We start from the raw sequence: 17,902 nt of genomic DNA, 5'->3' as shown, positions 1-17,902 counted from the left end.
AATCCGTCGACCTTCGCCGCGTGCCTAGACAATCCGTCCCACGCCCGACGAAGCGTTAAGTTCCGACGACTGCAAGCCGGATACGAGTATGAAATCCAATACGTCCGTCCGGTTAGCCGAGCGAACGTGGCCGGAAGTGGAGGCGGAACTGGACGAAGGGACGCGGACCGCAGTCGTGGCCGTCGGCGCAATCGAGCAGCACGGGCCGCACCTTCCACTCGTCATGGACACGCTCGCGGGCGACGAACTCGCCCGGCGCATCGCCGAGGAACTCGGGGACGCGCTGGCCGCCCCCACGATTCGACCCGGCTGTTCGGGCCACCACATGGAGTTCCCCGGCACCATCACGATACCGCCCGAGACCCTGATGGACCTGATTCGGTCGTACTGCCGGTCGCTGGACGAACACGGCTTCGAGCACGTCGCGCTCGTGCCGACCCACGGCGGGAACTTCGCGCCGGTCAACACGGTCGCGCCCGAGATAGCGCGGGAGATAGACGCCAACGTCCTCGCGCTCGCCGACCTCGACGAACTCATGGCGCTACAGAACGAGGGACTCCGCGCGGGCGGCGTGGCGTATCAGGAGGACGTAATCCACGCCGGAGCCGTGGAGACGGCCGTCGTCATGGCCGTCGACGAGGGGCTGGTGCGGACCGACGAACTCGACGTCGGCCACGAGGGCGAGATATCCGTGTCCCGCCTGCTCAGCGAGGGGTTCGAGGCCATCACGGACACCGGCGTCCTGGGCGACCCGCGCGAGGCGACGCCCGAGGCCGGGGAGGCGATTCTCGACGGCGTGGCGGAGGCGTACGCCGAGAAAATCCGGGCCGAGCGCGAGGCGATTTCGTAATCCCCGCCCGGACCGCTGGAGCGACCGTCGAGTGTCGTCGGCGACCGCAGGGTTCCTCACGACTCCGCGAGGCCCTCCGAGCAGGCGTACCGGAACAACTCGACGCGCTCGGTGGTCTCGGGCTCGTCGAGTCGGACCCGTTCCTCGACGTAGTAGGCGGTCAGATTCTCCAGCTGGGTCCCGTGGTCCGCGTTCCACTCCCGACAGAGGTAGTCGCCGAACGCCGGCCCGAGCCGGTCGGCCTGCCCGCGCTGGAGCTCCACGAGGTACTTGTACCACCGCACGTCGGGGTAGGTCGCGGCCACGTTCGGCGGGCGGTCCCACCGGAGTTCGCCGCCCCGGAGCGGGTCGCGGGTCTCGCCCGTGGTCAGGTTGCCGACCACCACGTACCAGCCGTCGTCCGACCGGGGTTCGGGCGCGAACATGTCCCACCGGTAGTCCTCGGGGTCGACCGTCTCGGACACCGCGTCGGGCATCCCGGCGTAGCCCAGCGTGGCGGCGTTCCACAGCAGGACGAGCGCGAGCAGGCCGCCCACGACGCCCGGCTTGGCGGTCGACCACCCGGTTCGGAGGCCGGACGCGACAGTTCCCGCCCCCGGCCACTCGACGCGAACCGGTCCCGGCAGCAGCCGGTCGGCCCCGGCGAGCACCCTGCCGAAGTCGAGTCGCCGGCTCCCGTGGGCGGCCCACAGTCGCTCGGCGGCGTCCCAGAACGTCGGCGGCAGGAACGCGAGCAGTCCGGCGGCCGACACCAGCGGGAAGACCCCGAGGTTGAGCGTCGCCGCCATCCCGAGGTGCATCCCGACGAACAGCCCGGCGAAGAGCGCCCGCGCCCAGCCGGTCAGCACCACGAGCAACACGCTGGTCACCAGCAGGCCGAGCCAGAGCCGGTCGACCAGTCCGAGCAGGGCCGGGAAGTCGGCGAGCGCGCTTCCGAGGCCGGTGGTCAACTGGTCGAGGCCGAGCGCGATTCGGCTCCCCTCGCCCGCGAGCCACCTGTCCCCGCGGAGCTTGAACAGCCCGTTTGCGGCGTACACCACGACCACCTGCACGAGCAGGGCCGCAGACGCCACGCTCGCGACGCGGCGAGTGGTTTCGTCCCGACTCGCCGACCCGCCCTCCCTTCGGAGCGCGTCGACAGACCACCGGCGGCCCAGCGGGAGGAACAGGCCCCAGAACAGCAGTCGTCGGAGGACGGAGTCGCCGCCGTTCAGTATCAACGGGTTACGCGCGTGTAGCGACACCAGCAGGACGAGCGACGCGGCGGTCGCCAGCCGAGTGCGGTAGCCGAGCGCGAGCGCCACCGCGGCCGCGCCCGCGAGGACGAACAGGACGCCCTGGAACCACGCCGCCCCGGAGAGGGCGTGGAGCGACAGCGCCGCCAGCCCGGGATAGAGGTCCCGGACCAGCGCTCGGGGCATCACGCCGGCGTCGGTGTAGAACGCGGTGAGGTGGCCCGCCCGGATGGCGAGGTCCGCGACCAGGAGCAAGCCGACCGAGACGCGAACGGCGGCCAGCGCGCGCGGATCGACGCTCAGCCGGCGGGCCAGCGCGCCCCCGACTCGCGCCCGGAGCCGGTCGGCGGCGTCACGGAGGGTCATCGGCGAGTGCTTTCCGCGAGCGTCTTGTAAACCCAGCGAAAGGCGTCCTCGGCTGCTGGTCCCGCGGGCCCGTCCCGCTCGTCGACTCGCGACGCCGGGCGAGCCGAAACGGCTCGTTTCGGTTCGGGGATTTTTGGGGCTCGCTCCCGTCGGTCGCGCCACGGGGACGGGGTCGGGGGACACATGGACGTTCTCGAAGGCGTACGCATCAGTTGGCGCAACGTCCGCGAACACAAGCTCCGCTCGACGCTGACGACGCTGGGGGTCATCATCGGCGTCGCGGCGGTCATCACGTTCGTCACGCTCGGGGCGAGCCTCCAGCAGGACATCATCAGCACCGTGGCCGGGGGCAACGCCGCCACGATGTACGTGACCGCCCAGTCGCCGGGCGACAGCCAGCTCCCGTCGCTGGGCGGTGGCGGCGGGCCGGTCGTGTTCACCCAGCACGACGTGGACCAGATACGCGAGCTTCGCGGCGTCGAGGTCGCCGCGCCCGAGAGCGGCATCGCGGCATCGTCGGCCAGTTTCAACAACTCCTCGGTCGGCAGGCAGTGGATCACGGTCTCGTCGCCGGGCTACTTTCGAGTGCGGAACCTCGACTTCGCGGAGGGTCGCCCGTATCGGACGGGCGAACGCGAGGTGGTGATAAACCGCCCGGCCACGGGGATGTTCGCCGACAACCTCTCGGTGGGCGAGACCGTCTCGTTCACCCGCGCGGCCAACGACGAGGTGCTGAACGCCACGGTGGTCGGCGTCGTCGAGACCCAGGACGACGGGAGCGTCCTCGGCATCCAGGGCGACGGCGAGCAGCCCCAGATTTACGCGCCGACCGACCCCTACTACGAGCGAACGGTGTTGAGCCCGAACCTCCGGACGCGCCAGCTCGTCTACGGTCGCGTCCTCGTGACCGCCACCTCCACGGGGCAGGTCGACGCGGTGCAGGGCCGGGTGTTCAGCTACCTCGGCGAGCGCTCGGACGCCCGCCAGCTCAAGTCGAACAACTACCAGTTCGAGGTCACCACCCAGGACCAGATCGTGAGCCAGATCGAGCAGCTGACCGGCACGTTCACCGCCTACATCTCGGGCATCGCGGTCATCTCGCTGGTGGTCGGGGCCATCGGCATCGCCAACATCATGCTGGTGTCGGTCGCCGAGCGCACCCGCGAGATCGGCATCATGAAGGCGGTGGGCGCGCAGAACCGCGACGTCCTCCAGTTGTTCCTCGTCGAGGCGGTCGTGCTGGGCGTGCTCGGCTCGGCGCTGGGCGCGCTCGTCGGCCTCGGAGCCGCCTTCCTCGGCGCGCGCGCCATCGGCCTCCCGCTGGCGTTCCGTCCGGTCTGGTTCGGCGCGGCGGTGGTCGTCGGCGTCGCCGTGGGGGTGCTCGCCGGCCTCTACCCCGCGTGGGACGCGGCCCACACCGACCCCATCGACGCCCTGCGCCACGAGTGAGACGACCCACGCAGTCGGCCGTTCCGGCTGGGAAAGCTCGGATTGACTCGCGGCCCGTGACGGTAACGACGCCGCGCCGGGAGCGGGGCGCGGTGCGTCGAGCGTGCGCGTCGACTAACCGGCGGATAACAAAGACCGTCCCGCCACAACCCCCGTCGAGACCAGTGCGTCCGGCCTCGGCCGCGACGGTCCCTCCCGACGGAACCCGGGACGGCGACCGAACGCGGCGGCCGACCGCCGGACGCGGGAACCCCGACATGACCGAACAGAACCTCGCACACGAGACGACGGTACGGGAGGGTGGACTCACGCGGGAACTGCTCTGGCTCGCGCCCGCGCTCCTCTCGGGGCTCGTGGTGGCGTACGCCTACCTGCGGTCGCACGCCTACCCCTCGTTCGGGGCGGGGCTGTACCTCCTCGTCGCCGAGGAGATATCGGCGGCGGGCTACGCGCTCCCCGAGACCATCCCCTACTACACCGCGGGCGGCGTCCCCTTCGCGTACCCGCCGCTGATGTTCTACGTCGTGGCCGCCATCCGTGACCTCACCGGGCTCGACCCCATCGCGATCACCCGGTTCCTCCCGGGGCTGGTGACGGTGGCGTACCTCGTGCCGCTGTACCTGCTGGGCCGGGACCTGCTGGACTCCCGGCCCCAGGCCGCGCTGGCGTGTCTGGTGGTCGCGGTGAGTCCGCCCGCGCTCCGGTGGCACATCTCGGCCGGGGGCATCGTCCGCGCGCCGGCGTTCCTGTTCGCGCTGTCGGGCGTCTACGCCGGCCTGCGGGTCTACCGCTACCGCGACCGGCGCTGGCTCGTCCCCTCGCTGGTGCTGTTCGGGCTGACGGTGCTGACCCACCCGCTGTACACCGCGTTCTTCGTCCTGTCGTACGTCCTGCTGTTCGTCCGGTTCGACCGGACGCTCCAGGGGCTCGCGCGGGGCGCGTTCGTCGGGGTCGGCGGGCTCGCGCTGGCGGCCCCGTGGTGGACGCAGGTGATGGCCCACCACGGCGCGGACGTGTTCACCGGTGCGGCCGGCACCCACGGCGGCATCGGCGGCGGCCTCGCGGAACTCGCGGCGCTGTCGGGCGGTCTCGGCGGCCTACCGCTCGACCAACTGTGGATGCTGGCTCCGGTGGCCGGCGTGGCGTACCTCCTGAAGGACGGTCGGTACTTCCTCCCGGTCTGGTTCGTCGCGGTGGTGCTGGCGTTCGGCAAGCCGCGACTGTCGGCCACCGTCGGCGCGCTCGTCCTCGCGACGGTCCTGTTCGAGGGCGTCGCGCCGTGGCTCCGGCGCGAGACCTCGCTGTCGGTCGACGGCCGGAGCGCTGTCACGGTCACGCTGGTCGCGCTCACGGTCGTCGGCCTCGCGGGCGGGGCGACGTACGCCACCGGGGCCGCGAACGCCCACGCCGGCAACCCCTCGCTCCCGCAATTCATCGACCGCGACGACGTCGCGGCGATGGAGTGGGTCCGGGCCGAGACCGATTCGAGCGCCACGTTCGTCGTGCAGGGCGACGCCGCCGAGTGGTTCCCCCAACAGACCCGCCGCACGATGCTGGTCGGGCCGTGGGGCGTCGAGTGGAAGGGCCAACAGCCCTACGACCGCCAACTCGACCTGTTCCGGGACGTCTCGTCGTGCAACAGCGCGACCTGCATGCGCCAGACCCTCTCGTCGGCCGGCGTCGAGACCGACTACGTCTACCTGCCGAAGGGCCAGTTCACGGTCCGGGGGATGGAGTATCGCCGCACCAGCAAACTGGCGATGTCGATGCACCTCTCGCCGACCTACCGGACCGTGTTCGAGAACGACGGCGTCATCGTCTTCGAGGCGCTGGACGGCGATTCGGGAGGGGCCGGGTCGCTGGCACACCCGAGCCCGATGACATAGAATCCCAGTCGTCGGTCGGACGTTGGTGGGAGCACCCCGGGATTCGACACGGTCATATATCGCACCAGAGGAGAACTGAGCGATCCACGGCCGACATCTTGTTCGACCCGAATAATTAACTTTAGACGCTAGGGAAGATTGTACCATGGGCCGTTGCTATGTCTGCGGGGATACCGACGAATTCACCCGAAACTGCAACTACTGCGGTCGCGAAACCTGCAGCAGGCACACTCTCCCTGAGAAGCATGACTGTCTCGCGCTCGACGCTTCCGACCAACCGATTGTCGACGACACGGCGGCAACCAGACGCGAAGCGAGTAGTAGCGAGCGTGACCGACAAACGATCGGAGCCACCGAGGCTGAGTCGACCGCAGACCAGCCGACCGTCGGTTCGTCGAAACAGTCCGATATCGATTCGAGCCCGGATGTCGCGCTCGACGGGTCGATTCAGAACGAGACGACAGTTGGCGGGAATTCCCCGAAGACGCAACGGAGACACTTCTCAGTAGAGGTTCTTGGACTGCGTGCGAAGACTCTCGGCTATACGGCCATTCAACTCTCGGGATTTGGGGTCCTCTTCTACGGTGCTCACCAGATGGTGCAGCCAGTGTTTCGGTTGCAGGGCTACGACATCAGCCTTCCAAGCGCACTGTCCTCTATCATCCCTGCGCTGGATATGTTCGACTCGATGTTAGCTATCGTCGCAGGTCTGATTCTGGTCTGGTTGACTACCGCATCGTGGTTCTGACAGAACTCCAGTGCGGAGAAGTAGGGTCAGCGAACCCCCCGATTCGACGTTCTGGTCGCGTTCAGAACAGCGGGTCGAGTTCGCCGTCGTCGTCCTCTATCAGGTCGGTCGTGCGCTGGTCGCTCTCGGCCCGCATCTGCTCGATGTCGTCCTGGGCGTCGACCGCGACCTCCTGAAGCTCCTCGACGCGGGGCACCTCCGAGACGCCCGACAGCAGGACCGCGCCCGAGACCTCCTCGGCACCCGGCGTCGGGTAGTCGCCGCCCCGAACCTCCATCGAGGCGGTCTCGTTCTCCAGCCACTTGCGCCCCTTCTCGACACCCTTCCGGTTGAGGTACTCCGGCGGACCGCTGGCCACGAGCAGCGACCGGTCGGCGCTGTCGATTTCGCACGGCAGGGTGAGTCGGCCCAGCGCGGCCTTGCGCACGAGGCTGGTGATGCGATTTGTGGCGTGCGTCGAGTCGACCTCCTCGGTGCCGTCGCTCGTGAACCGCGAGAGCAGGCCGCCCGAGGGGTTCTCGACCCCCTCGGCCGCGTAGCCGACCGTCGAGACCCCGCCCGTGCCGAGCGTGTTGATTATCTCGCTCGAATCGACGACGCTCTCGCCGACCTCGTCGCCCCGGGCGACTTCGCCCGCGCCGAACAGCACGCCGAATCGGCGAACGATTTCCTCGTTGATGCGGTCGTAGCCCGCGCCCACGCTCTCGCCGGCCTCGCGCCACGCGTCGTTGTCGAACACGAGCAGGTTGTCGACCTCGCGAACGAACGTCTGGAACGAGCGGGCGGCGTTCAGCGTGTAGATGCCGCCCTCGTCGCGGCCCGGGAGGACGCCCAGCCCGTAGACGGGCTCGGTGTAGACGCGCTTGAGGTACTTGGCGAGGACGGGCGCGCCGCCCGACCCCGTGCCCCCGCCCATCCCGGCCACGATGAGGAAGGCGTCGACGTCGTGGATGGGCACGTTGTCGACCGCGCCCTGAACCTCGTCGATGTCCTCCTCGGCGATTTCCGCGCCCAGCTCGTTGTCCGCACCGACGCCGTGGCCCTTGACCCTGGACTGACCGATGAGCACCTGATTGGCCTCGGGCACGTAGTCGAGTCCCACGAGGTCGGCCTTCGCGGTGTTGACCGCGACCGCCGACCGGACCGCCTCGCTGCCGGTGCGGCGGTCGTACTCGATGAACTTGTCGACTATCTTGCCGCCGGCCTGGCCGAAGCCGATCATCGCGAGCTTCATCCCGGCACCTCCGCGGCGCGAGCGAGTCGACGGCCGTCGTTCGCGCGGTCGGCCGGGTTGGCGTCGGCGATAGCTCGGACTCGACCCCCGTACTGAGTAGCGCTCATTCGTAGCCCCCGGCGTGGGTGACCACGGGGGTAGTGATAAATCCTCACCACGGTTTCGTCGGGCGCGCGATAGCTCTCCGCGTCAGGTCGGGCGTAACCGTGCGCGCGTCTCGTCTTCCTCGCCCGCCCGCTTGGCCGCGACGCGGGTTTCGGAGCCGCGTCGGTCGACCGTAGGGTGGCCGATACCGCCGGGAGCGAAAACGTGCGACGTCGATACGCGTGAGAAGGGCCGGCGGCCTACGCGGTCGCCGAGGCGTACTCGCCGACCGACTCGACGATGGCGTCGACGTCGTACTCGTCGGCGTCCTTGTCGAAGACCTGCTCGCCGTCCGCGCGGACCTCGAACACGCCGCCGTCGCCGGTCACCAGCGCCACCGCGTCGAGTCGCTCGCCGTACTCGTCGAGCAGCGCGTGCTGGAGGTCCTGGGCCCGGTCGAGCATGCCACACGGCACGCAGTATTCGATTTCGACTTGCGTCATGGTCGCTCGGGCGTTGGGTCCGGACGGAGTTAAAAGCGGGGTGAGTCCCGGCGGACGCCCGTCACGTCGATTTGGCCACACCTGCGCCCAAGCGACGGGAACACCTGCGCTCAAGCGACGGGACCAGAAACTCGGCGTGCGCTGGCGGACCCTCGTGGTCCGCCAAAACGCGCGAGGGAGGCGAGCGCCTTCAGGCGCTCGCCGAGGCTGGGGAGGGACGAGGCTCGCCGTCGCGGGGCGGATGCGGTGCCGTTGCGGTCACTCATTGGCTCAAGCAGTAGCTAGCTTGAATCCGGCTCTACGCAGAGGTCGGCGCGAACAGGAAGCTAGCTATCGCCGAAGCCTATGAGTGACCGCAAAGCATCGCACCCGCAACGCACCGCAACCACACGGCCCCTCCCTCGCGCGCTTTGTCGCGGCCACTTTCGGGCCGCGCCAGCACGCGCCGACGTGGAAACCGAGTCAGCGCGCCGACCGAAAGCCGACCAGAATAGCGCGTCCCAGACCCAGACAGGCCCGGCGAGAACGCACGGAGGCTGACCGAGCGCACGCGTCGACGGGGACGACGTTTATTCACCCCAGTTCCGACTCGCTCTCGAGCCGATACACGTCGATTTCCTCGCCCGTTCCCGTGTCCCGGTCGGCCGCCGCCGCGATGGCCTCGCGGGCCAGTTCCGCCGCGTCGGTCACGCTCTCGGCCTCCCCACTCTCCAGCACGCCGAGCGCGAGCTCCGCGCCCGACCCGAACGCGAACCGGTCGTCGGTCACGATGCCGCCACCGGCGTCGACGCCTCGGACGCGCGCGCGGCCGTCCTCGCGGCCCGCGACGACGGCCTCGACGCCCTCGCTGGCGAGGTTCGACGCGACCGTGGCGAGTCGGCCGAGGCTCGTCGGGTCGTCGTGTTCGGTGTCGTGGGACCGAATCTCGGCTTCGAGTCGGCGGCGGAACTCCTCGACCGCGTCGGTCTCGCCCACCGCCGCCGCGCCGACCGCGCCGAAGTCGAAGACGTGCCGGGCGTCCCGGCTCCGGACAGTCCCCTCCTCGACTCGCAGGCGGTCGCCCGCGAGGACCGCGCCGCCGTCGGTCTCGACGCCAACGATAGTTGCCATGCGAGCGGAGACGACGGGCGCGCGGAAGTGCGTTGTTGCCGGCGCGCCGAGTTCGCCGCCACGTTTATCTCGCGGGGACGGAGTGGTACGGCCATGGAGTCCCCGCTCCGAGCCCTCGCCTCGGTCGTTATCGCGGCGTTCGTCGGATTCTCCCTCGCGTTCCTGTTCGCTCCGGACCCGACCGGCGTCGTCCCGATACTCGCGGGAGCCGGACTGGCCGCGGTCCTGTCGCCGTTCGTCTACCGTCGCCTGTGAGTGGCGACCGGACGAGTCCCCGACGCGGCCCCACGACTCAAGAGCGCCCTCGTCGTGAGACCGGACGAATGTCCCGCGCTACGTCCGAACCGGTCCGCGTCGGCGTCGTCGGCGGTGGGTACATCGGCACGACGGTCGGGGAACTGTTCCGGCGCGACCCGCGCTCGACGCCGGCCGCGCTCGCCGACGTCGACGCCCGGACCCGCCGCGAGGCCGGCGAGACGCTGAGGATTCCCGAGGCGTCCAGATACGAGGCGTACGCCGCGATGCTCGACGCCGAACCGCTCGACGCGGTGCTGGTGGGGACGCCCCACACGCTCCACTACGAGATGGTGGCGGCGGCGCTCGACCGCGACCTCCACGTCCTGTGTGACAAGCCGCTGACGACCGACCTCGGGCGCGCTCGGGACCTCGCCGACCGCGCCGAGACCACCGACCGCGTGCTGATGGTCGGCTACCAGCGCCACCTCAATCCGGCGTTCCAGCGCGCCCGCGAGCGGTGGCACGGCGGGGAATCGGAGGGCGGGGATGCTGCGCTCTCGCCCGACTACCTCAGCGCCGAGATAACCCAGAACTGGCTCCCCCAGTTCGAGGGGACGTGGCGGACCGACCCCGACCGCTCGGGCGGCGGGAACCTCTACGACACGGGAAGCCACCTCGTCGACGCGGTGCTGTGGACCACCGGCCTCTCGCCCGCGTGGGTCGACGCCGAGATGGCGTTCGCCGACGACGAGCGCCGGGTCGACCGCCGGGCGATTCTGACGGTCGGGTTCGAGAACGGCGCGACCGGCACCATCGCGGTCCACAGCGAGGCCCCCTGCGTCCGGGAGCACGTCCGCGTCTGGGACGAGGCGGGCGCGGTCTACCTCGACGGCAGGCAGTGGGAGGCTCGGGAACTCTCGACGGTCGAGTCGGACGGCGCGACGGTCGTCCCGTTCGTCGACAGCGAGACCGTCCGGAACAAGGCCGAGGCGTTTCTCGACTGCGTGGCGACCGGCGAGCGCCCGCCCGCGACCGCCCGGGACGCGCTGGCCGTGACCGCCCTGACCGAGGCGGCCTACGAGTCCGCGAGGACGGGCGCTCGGGTGGACGTGGAGCCCGACTGACGCCGGACGCGGAGCGTCGGGGACTCCCCGTCAGCGCTCCCGGGACGGCCGCGACCGCGCGTCGCCGGTCGACTCCGAGGACGACCCTCGGCGGCTGGCGAGTCGCCCGAGGAACGCCAGCACCGCGAGGCCGTGCCGGATGGGGTTGTGGGTCTGTCCGTCGAGCTCGTCGTACCGGGCGTCGATGGGGCGCTCGGTGACGGTCAGCCCCTCGCTGGTCGCGGCGTCGAGCATCTCCGACTCGACGCCCATCCCGTCGGTGGTGATGGAGATGGCGTCGAGCGCGTCGGGCGAGAGCGCCCGGTAGCCGCTCTGGGTGTCCGTGAGCTCCGACCCGGTCACCCGAGCGGTGGCGAAGTCCAGCAGCAACTGCCCGAGTCGGCGGTGGAGCGGCGTCTCGTCGTCCTCGCCGCCGTCGAGGTAGCGGCTCCCGACCACCACGTCGGCTTCCTCGTCGACCACGGGTCCCGCGAGTCGGGGGACGTCGGTGGGATCGTGCTGGCCGTCGCCGTCGAGCACCACCAGCGCGTCGCAGTCGGTCCGCTGGGCGTGGGCGAACAGGGTCCGGACGGCGGCTCCCTTGCCCCGGTTGCGCTCGTGGCGCAGGACGGTGACGTCGGCCTGTTCGAGGATGGCGGGCGTCCGGTCGGTGCTCCCGTCGTCGACGACCACCACGTCGTCGGCGTAGCGCTTGACGCCGAGGACGGTACTTCCGATGCCGTTCTCCTCGTTGTACGCCGGGATGCCGACGACGACGCGGGCGTCGTCCAGCGGCTCGTCGACGGTCGCGCCGTCGCGTCCGCCCTCGGCGGCCTGTAGACTCATGATTCGGTCGAGTCATTCGACCGCCCGTGCGCACTTTGTTCTCCAGCGCCTGACCCGCGGTAGCCCGCGTTTGGGCGGCTATAGGCGGACGCTGTCGAACACGAGGCGGGCGCTATCGGGCGTACAGGCGGACGCTATCGGGACCCAAGAACGGGGCGAGGCTCCGGCGGCGGTCGGGGTCGGCTCGCGCTCACACCACCGACTCGTAGACGCCCTCGATGCGCTCGCCCATCCGCTGGAGGCTGATGTCCCGCACTGCTTCTCGGCCGTCCGAGGGCCGGGGGTCGGCCAGCACGTCCGCGAGGCCGTCGACCAGTTCGTCGTCGCGGTCCGAGACGGTGGCCGGCGAGACGCCGGCGAGGCGCTCGCGCACGTCGCCCACGTCGGTCGAGACGACCGGGAGGTTGCACGCCATCGCCTCCTTGACGGCGTTGGGCGACCCCTCGTGGTCGGAAGTCAACAGCAGGGCGTCGGCGGCGTTCATGTAGGTCGCCACCTCGGCGTGGGCGACGCCGTACACCACCTGGAGGGTCGCGTCGGCCGCGATTCGGTCGCCCGCGCGCTCGACCACTCGGCGGGCGCGCGGGTGGTTCTTCACCTCGTGGCTCGGCGGGTACGGGAACAGGACGTGGCGCGCGTCGGGGTCCCAGCCGAGTTCGGCGCGCGCGGCGTCCTTGGGCCGGGGCGCGAACTTCTCGAGGTCGACGCCGTGGGGGATGACGTGGCAGGGCCGGTCGAGCGCGCGGGCCATGTCCTCGGACATCACGATGACCGCGTCACAGTAGCGGGCACACAGCCTCGACAGCCAGCCGTATCGGCCGAACAGGTCCGACCCCCACAGCGACACCACGACCGGGAGTCGGACCTGCGCGAGCGCCATCGGCGCGGTCAGCCCGTAGTTGGCGTGGACGAGGTCGTAGCCGGCGAGCGACTCCCGTGCTACCTGCGGGACGAACCGGAGGTAGTCGCCGACCGACCGCTCGGTCACGTCCTCGCGGGCGAGGTGGTCGCCCGGCGGGGTCGACGTCTCGCAGGCGACGCCGCGTCGTTCGAGCGCCCGGGTCTGCTCCTCGAAGAACCGGGCGTTCGCGTTCGACACGAGGTTGAGGACGTTCATCCGGTCACCCCGAGCGCGTCTCCCGCTGGCCTGTGCTGGCGGACCCGAGTCGGCGTGTTCGTGCGCGAGTTCATGGTGTCGTTCGACCCGGACCGGCGCGGTCCGGGCGCTCGTCACCGACGTTGCCCCCGACCGATGTTTGTTATGCGGCACCTGACCCGGCGGGCGACGAGTAAACTCGACACTCGTTGGGGACCGTTGGCGTGAAAAATAAGCTGAGAATCGGTTCCGACGAACGTTCGGTTTTGTGGCCACCAAATTTATAATTACAGAAAAACTATCGTCTAGCGTAACTCATGCACGACCTGACTGGGTTCCAGCGGGACCTGCTGTACGCCATCGCGGGGAAAGACGAACCGCACGGGCTGGCCGTCAAGGAGGAACTCGAATCGTACTACGAGAAGGAGATTCATCACGGCCGGCTCTACCCCAACCTCGATACCCTCGTCGACAAGGGCCTCGTCGAGAAGGGGCAACTCGACCGCCGCACCAACTACTACGCCCTGACCGACCGGGGTCGTCGGGAGATCGAGGCCCGCCGCGAGTGGGAGCAGGGCCACCTCGACGCGACGCCCTCCGTCTCCGCGTAGGTCCCGCCCGCTCGCCGCCGTCCCGCAGTTCTATCCGTCGACCGACCGCTCCCCGTCCGGCTCGGCGACGACGACCGTCAGCTCCTCGCCGTGGTCGAGGTCCGCTTCTTCTAAGAGCCTGAGCAGGGTCACGTCCCCGCCGGCGTCCGCGACACGCGCCCGGTAAGCGTCGCCGCCGACCGTCGATTCGAGCGCGTCCAGCCGGCCGAGGACCTCGCTCCGGAACGTCTCGGCGTCGGCCACGGCGGGGTGGTCGGCGTCGGGCGGACTCGCCCCCCGAGCCGACCCGCTGTCGGCCGCGAGGTCGTCGGCACCCGACTCCGCCGCGGAAGCTCGCTCGGCGTCGTCGGGCTCACCGGCGACCGCACCCGTCGCGTCCTCGTCCGCGTCGCCGAAGCGAGCCTCGAACCGCCCGACTTCGACGCCCTCGGCGTCGAGGTCGACCGCCCCGTCGCGCGCGACCGCGGGCAAGCCGTCGCCGTCCGTGACCGCCTCGCCCGACCGGACGCCGTTCGACCGCCAGTCGCGGGCCCGGATTGACTTGACCGCCGGCTCGCTCAGCCACGGCGGCGGCGACCACCGGCCGTCGCCGTAGAGGGTCTGCTCGCGGTCGTCGGAACCGGCCCAGACGAACCGCTCGTCGTACCGGCCCCGGAACGACCGAATCTCCCGGTCGGGGCCGTGGCCGGCGACGACGTGGATGGGGTCGAGCGATTCGACGAGGGCGTCGACCGCGCCGCTCGCGGGGTGGTTGACCACCTCGTAGTCGTACACGGTGCAGCCGGCGGTCCCGACCGGGTCGGTCGCGCCGCCGGTCACCTGGACCAGCGTGGCCGCCGAGTCGTCCTCGATGGCCTCGAACAGCCGGCGGGCGCTCCCCGCGGAAGGGACCTCGGGGCCGGCCACGGTGACGGTGTCCCGGTCGAGCACGTCGCCCGGCGAGTCGAACACCGGGACCGCGTCGACGTCGGGCACGTCGTAGCCGAGGTCGGCGTAGAGCTTGGCGGCCTGTCCCACCAGCCTCACGGGGACGGAAGCGCCGACGCGTTCGCCGAGGTGGCCCAGCAGGTAGGCGACGTGGACGCCGGTCAGCGCGCTCGCGGTGACCAGCACCGACGACCCGGCCCGAGCGCGCTCGACCACCGTGAACAGCGCCTCCGAGAGCGTCTCCTCGAAGTCGCCGGCGGTCGAGACGTTCGCGAACAGCACGTCGATATCGAACGGGAGGTCGGCGTCGAGGCCGGGGTAGCCTGCCACCGGTCGGGCCGTGAAGTCGCCCGTGAACAGGACGTGGTTGGTTCGCGACCCGTCGCGGAACCGGACGACGAAGCCCGCCGCCGCCGGCGCGTGGCCCGCCGGGACCGGCGCGACCTCCACGTCAGAGACGACGGTCTCCCAGCCGTCTATCGGCACCACCGCGTCGAGGACCGACTCGACCGCGCCGATGTCGTAGTTCTTCTCGCCCTCGGCCAGCACGTCGTCGAGGACCGCCGCGGTCGCGGCGGCGGCGTACACCGGGGCACCGTCGCGCAGCGACTCGGCGAGCGTGGCGTAGTGGTCGAGGTGGGCGTGAGTGAGCAACGCCGCGGCGAGGTAGTCGTCGTCGGCCAGCGCCGCGTCGAGGTCGACGCCGACGCCCGAGTCGACGAGGAGACACGGCGTGCGCTCGCGGACCGCGTCAGGGAACCGGAGCAGGTACGACCCGCCGCCCGAGGTGGGGTTGAGGTGCTGGTAGGTCAGCCCCACCGTCGACCACGCGCACGTCTCCGTGCCTCGCCAGTTGGCATATTCTCGAAGATATGCCGGGGGAACCTAAACGCTTTGCTGCGCGCACCGCCGACTAGCTGTATTATCGACATTTCTGGATGAATCTAACGACGACTTTCGCGGACTCTTCCCACTCGAACTGGACCGACCCGAACGCTACCGCGAACCCGAAGGCAGTTACCCGACGAACGAAAACCCCTCCGCGATGACCGGGTTCGCCCGCCGGCAGGCCGTCGGTCTGGCTCTGGTCGGCGTCGTCGCGGCCGCCGGCCTGCTCGCCGGCCCGGAGCCGCTGGTCCGACTCGCCCGCGACCTCGCGGACCGGCCCGCCGTCTTCGGCGGGCTACTGGTCGGGGTCTACCTCGTCCGGCCGCTGTTCGCGTGGCCAACCTCGTTCGTGGCGGTGCTGGTCGGGTTCGCTTACGGCCCCGTGGTCGGGGTCCCGGTCGCGCTCGCGGGCACGACCGCCAGCGCGTGTCTCCCCTTCCTCGCCGCGCGGTACGTCGGCGAGGGGTCGGGGCTGGTCGCGCGACTCGGCGACTCGGGCGAGCGCTTCTTCGCGGCGACCGGCGACCTCCGCGGGATGGTGGCTTCCCGGCTCGCGCCCGCGCCCTCCGACCCCGTCTCGGCGGCGGCGGGGCTGTCGGGGGTGCGGACCCGCGCGTTCGTCGTCGGCACGGCGGTCGGCGAAGTCCCGTGGACCGTCCCGGCCGTGCTGGCCGGGAGTTCGCTCACCCGGCTCTCGACCGGCGGGCTGTCGGCGGTGGGCTGGGAGCTGCTGGTCGCGGCCGGCGCGCTCGCGGTCGCGCTGCTCGCGGGGCCGGCGTATCGCGCGGTGAGCGCTCGACGGTAGGCCGGTCGCGTGGCGTCGCGCGTCGGTTACTCGTCGGTCCACGCGGGGTTCACGTAGCGGCCGTACAGCGTGTCCGGACTCGGAAGCGCGCCGCCGACTCGCCACGCGCCGTCGTCTTCCCACCTGCTCGGCGGCGCGCGCGGCCGAGGTGTACAGGACGCCCTCGTGGCGGAGCGCGGCGCGGAAGTACCGCCGGTCGACCCCTCGCCGAGTCGGCGTCCTCACGGCGACTCGCCGGCGGCTGTCCCCGTGACTCCGCCTCAGTAGAACGTGTCGCTACAGTCGTACACCACGCCGTGTTGCGGACAGACGTACTTGCAGTGCCGCGAGTACAGCGGCTCCCCGCAGACGGGGCACGGCCGGCCGCCCCGATCGGGGTTCGACTCGGCCCGTCCGTCGCCCTCGGACTCGTCTCGGCCGCCCCGCGCGTCGCCCGCGTCGCTCATGGCGGACCGTCCCACCGCCAGCGCCATCAACTCTTCTCTATGCCCGCCCGCACCAGCAGATAGCCGCCCCACGCCCAGAGCGCGGCCGCGACGCCAACCGCCAGGACGTGGCCCTCCGACACCCAGAACGGGAGTGCGACCGCGTGACGAACCCCGGCCAGCACCGGCGAAAGGACTGGAAGCCGCTCTTCGGGCCCGCTACCGGCCGTTCCGGCGGAACCGCTCCGCGGGAGCGCCGGCGAGGGCTCGCCGGGCGACTCCCCGTGGGGAACCCGGTCGGCTTCGTAGGGCAGCGAGGGGACCGCGTAGCTTGCGACCTGCCGGCCGGTCTCGTTCACCTCGACCACGCGGTTGTTCCGGCTGTCGGTTATCAGGGTGTTGCCGTCGGGCAGTCGGTCGGCGTCGCGGGGCCAGTCGAGCGCGAGGCCGCCGGCCGACGCGACGGACCACGCTTCCTCCCACTCGCCGGTCGTCCCGTTGCGGTGGAGTTCGACCGCGCGGTGGTTCTCGGAGTCGGCCACTACCACCGCGCCGTCGTCGAGCCAGTGCGGATTGTGCTGCTGGTTCAGCAGGTCCTCGTCGCCGTCCTCGTTTATCACCTCGACCACGCCCTCGCCGCGCTCGACCACGAGGAGCTGGTTCTCGTTGCGGATCGAGACCAGGAATCGGTCCTCGCCGATGGCGTCGACGTCGTTGAGGTGGAGCCAGTCGACGCGGGTCGGGTCGGCCGGCGCGTCGTAGAACTCGCTGGCGTTCCACGTCCACTCCCGGTCGCCGGTCGCTGGGTCGAAGACGAAGACGCTCTCGAACTCCATGTCGGCGACCAGCACGTTCCCGGACGGCAGCACCTCGGCGTCGTGGACCTCGCTGTCCTCGCGGGTCCGGACCGGATAGCTCCACTGCCAGACGACCTCGGGGTCGGCCGACGATTCCACCTTGGAATCGTCGGCCGAAGACGCCGTACCGGGGTCGATGATTCGGACGCCGGTCCGCTTGCACGGCGGGTCGTACGGCCCGCAGTCGTCGTAGCCCCCGGCCGCGAACGTCGCCAGCACCGACCCGTTGTCCAGCGTCTGGACGCTCTGGTAGCTGATGATGTCGCCGACGCTCCAGCGCACGTCGCCGTCGGCGTCGAGCGCGGTGACGTTGCCGTTCGGTCCCGGGCCCTGCACGCCGACCAGCACTGCGGTCCCGTTCGACTCCTCGTCGCCGGACGACGCGGTGTCGACCTCGGGCGCGAGCGCCCAGCTCGCCCCGAACGACCCGACGAGGACCACCAGCCCGGCCGCGAGGAGCGCGAGTCCCCGGCGGACCGGCGAGGTCACGCCGCTCCCTCCCGTCTCGCCGGCCGCGACGCCGCTGTCGGTCGCATGGTCGCCGGGAGTATGCCACCCGCCCACCTACCGTTTCCGGCCGGGCGGTTACCTGTACGTAACCCCGTTTCACTCGGGTTAGCAAACGTATAATCCGTTGGCGGC

The 17,902-nt window shown here is 70.7% G+C and carries 17 protein-coding genes; 8 read left to right on the top strand and 9 right to left on the bottom strand.

The features are described 5' to 3' along the window. Window positions 1-88 precede the first annotated feature (88 nt). Window positions 89-850 carry a creatininase family protein gene (locus tag EPL03_RS11135; RefSeq protein WP_135829378.1) on the top strand — a complete coding sequence of 254 codons (762 nt, stop codon included), beginning with the start codon at window positions 89-91 and terminating at the stop codon, window positions 848-850. 56 nt (window positions 851-906) lie between these two features. On the opposite strand, the gene EPL03_RS11130 is transcribed toward EPL03_RS11135, so the two are convergent. Next, window positions 907-2,451 (bottom strand): HTTM domain-containing protein, encoded by a 1,545-nt coding sequence (locus EPL03_RS11130; RefSeq protein WP_244605252.1) that lies wholly within the window; start codon window positions 2,449-2,451, stop codon window positions 907-909. A gap of 183 nt (window positions 2,452-2,634) precedes the next feature. Here EPL03_RS11130 and EPL03_RS11125 point away from each other — a divergent pair, with 183 nt between their 5' ends. The 3 genes from EPL03_RS11125 (at window position 2,635) to EPL03_RS11115 (ending at window position 6,534) form a co-directional block, all read left to right on the top strand. Next, on the top strand, window positions 2,635-3,900 hold the full coding sequence (locus EPL03_RS11125; RefSeq protein WP_135829377.1) for an ABC transporter permease: 1,266 nt from the start codon (window positions 2,635-2,637) through the stop codon (window positions 3,898-3,900). Window positions 3,901-4,157: 257 nt separating this feature from the next. Beyond that, window positions 4,158-5,786 carry a 6-pyruvoyl-tetrahydropterin synthase-related protein gene (locus EPL03_RS11120; protein ID WP_168216240.1) on the top strand — a complete coding sequence of 543 codons (1,629 nt, stop codon included), beginning with the start codon at window positions 4,158-4,160 and terminating at the stop codon, window positions 5,784-5,786. 145 nt (window positions 5,787-5,931) lie between these two features. Then, window positions 5,932-6,534, top strand: a complete 603-nt coding sequence (locus EPL03_RS11115) for an AN1-type zinc finger protein (protein ID WP_135829376.1) — start codon at window positions 5,932-5,934, stop codon at window positions 6,532-6,534. 61 nt (window positions 6,535-6,595) lie between these two features. On the opposite strand, the gene EPL03_RS11110 is transcribed toward EPL03_RS11115, so the two are convergent. The 3 genes from EPL03_RS11110 to EPL03_RS11100 form a co-directional block, all read right to left on the bottom strand. Beyond that, window positions 6,596-7,768 carry a tubulin/FtsZ family protein gene (locus EPL03_RS11110; protein WP_135829375.1) on the bottom strand — a complete coding sequence of 391 codons (1,173 nt, stop codon included), beginning with the start codon at window positions 7,766-7,768 and terminating at the stop codon, window positions 6,596-6,598. Between the two features lie 344 nt (window positions 7,769-8,112). Further along, the gene (locus EPL03_RS11105; RefSeq protein ID WP_135829374.1) at window positions 8,113-8,355 is read right to left on the bottom strand and encodes an Rdx family protein; all 243 of its coding nucleotides are present in this window, start codon (window positions 8,353-8,355) and stop codon (window positions 8,113-8,115) included. A 573-nt stretch (window positions 8,356-8,928) separates the two neighbouring features. Beyond that, on the bottom strand, window positions 8,929-9,465 hold the full coding sequence (locus EPL03_RS11100) for an Ntn hydrolase family protein (protein WP_135829373.1): 537 nt from the start codon (window positions 9,463-9,465) through the stop codon (window positions 8,929-8,931). Between the two features lie 93 nt (window positions 9,466-9,558). Here EPL03_RS11100 and EPL03_RS20000 point away from each other — a divergent pair, with 93 nt between their 5' ends. Together EPL03_RS20000 and EPL03_RS11095 are read left to right on the top strand one after the other, a co-directional pair. After that, entirely contained in the window at window positions 9,559-9,720 is a 162-nt protein-coding gene (locus tag EPL03_RS20000; RefSeq protein ID WP_168216239.1) for a hypothetical protein, read from the top strand. Between the two features lie 68 nt (window positions 9,721-9,788). Further along, on the top strand, window positions 9,789-10,826 hold the full coding sequence (locus EPL03_RS11095; protein WP_135829372.1) for a Gfo/Idh/MocA family protein: 1,038 nt from the start codon (window positions 9,789-9,791) through the stop codon (window positions 10,824-10,826). Window positions 10,827-10,856: 30 nt separating this feature from the next. On the opposite strand, the gene EPL03_RS11090 is transcribed toward EPL03_RS11095, so the two are convergent. Both EPL03_RS11090 and EPL03_RS11085 read right to left on the bottom strand, forming a co-directional pair. Then, on the bottom strand, window positions 10,857-11,651 hold the full coding sequence (locus EPL03_RS11090; protein ID WP_135829371.1) for a glycosyltransferase family 2 protein: 795 nt from the start codon (window positions 11,649-11,651) through the stop codon (window positions 10,857-10,859). Window positions 11,652-11,841: 190 nt separating this feature from the next. Then, window positions 11,842-12,768, bottom strand: a complete 927-nt coding sequence (locus EPL03_RS11085; protein WP_135829370.1) for a glycosyltransferase family 4 protein — start codon at window positions 12,766-12,768, stop codon at window positions 11,842-11,844. 296 nt (window positions 12,769-13,064) lie between these two features. Between EPL03_RS11085 and EPL03_RS11080 the strand changes: the two genes are divergently transcribed. Further along, window positions 13,065-13,358 carry a PadR family transcriptional regulator gene (locus tag EPL03_RS11080; protein ID WP_135829369.1) on the top strand — a complete coding sequence of 98 codons (294 nt, stop codon included), beginning with the start codon at window positions 13,065-13,067 and terminating at the stop codon, window positions 13,356-13,358. Between the two features lie 30 nt (window positions 13,359-13,388). On the opposite strand, the gene EPL03_RS11075 is transcribed toward EPL03_RS11080, so the two are convergent. Further along, on the bottom strand, window positions 13,389-15,104 hold the full coding sequence (locus EPL03_RS11075) for an MBL fold metallo-hydrolase (protein WP_135829368.1): 1,716 nt from the start codon (window positions 15,102-15,104) through the stop codon (window positions 13,389-13,391). Between the two features lie 226 nt (window positions 15,105-15,330). On the opposite strand from EPL03_RS11075, the gene EPL03_RS11070 reads away from it, so the two are divergent. Beyond that, window positions 15,331-15,978 carry a TVP38/TMEM64 family protein gene (locus tag EPL03_RS11070; protein ID WP_135829367.1) on the top strand — a complete coding sequence of 216 codons (648 nt, stop codon included), beginning with the start codon at window positions 15,331-15,333 and terminating at the stop codon, window positions 15,976-15,978. A gap of 260 nt (window positions 15,979-16,238) precedes the next feature. On the opposite strand, the gene EPL03_RS20740 is transcribed toward EPL03_RS11070, so the two are convergent. After that, complete coding sequence (locus EPL03_RS20740; protein ID WP_135829366.1) at window positions 16,239-16,424, bottom strand: HVO_2523 family zinc finger protein; 186 nt, start codon at window positions 16,422-16,424, stop codon at window positions 16,239-16,241. A gap of 26 nt (window positions 16,425-16,450) precedes the next feature. Next, window positions 16,451-17,824 carry an aryl-sulfate sulfotransferase gene (locus EPL03_RS11060; RefSeq protein WP_210424960.1) on the bottom strand — a complete coding sequence of 458 codons (1,374 nt, stop codon included), beginning with the start codon at window positions 17,822-17,824 and terminating at the stop codon, window positions 16,451-16,453. Between the last annotated feature and the right edge of the window lie 78 nt (window positions 17,825-17,902).

The sequence above is a fragment of the Halorussus halobius genome (assembly GCF_004765805.1).
Lineage (GTDB): Archaea > Halobacteriota > Halobacteria > Halobacteriales > Haladaptataceae > Halorussus > Halorussus halobius.
The sequence above is the reverse complement of the archived record's forward strand: the minus strand, read 5'-3'. Positions and strand labels throughout refer to the sequence as shown.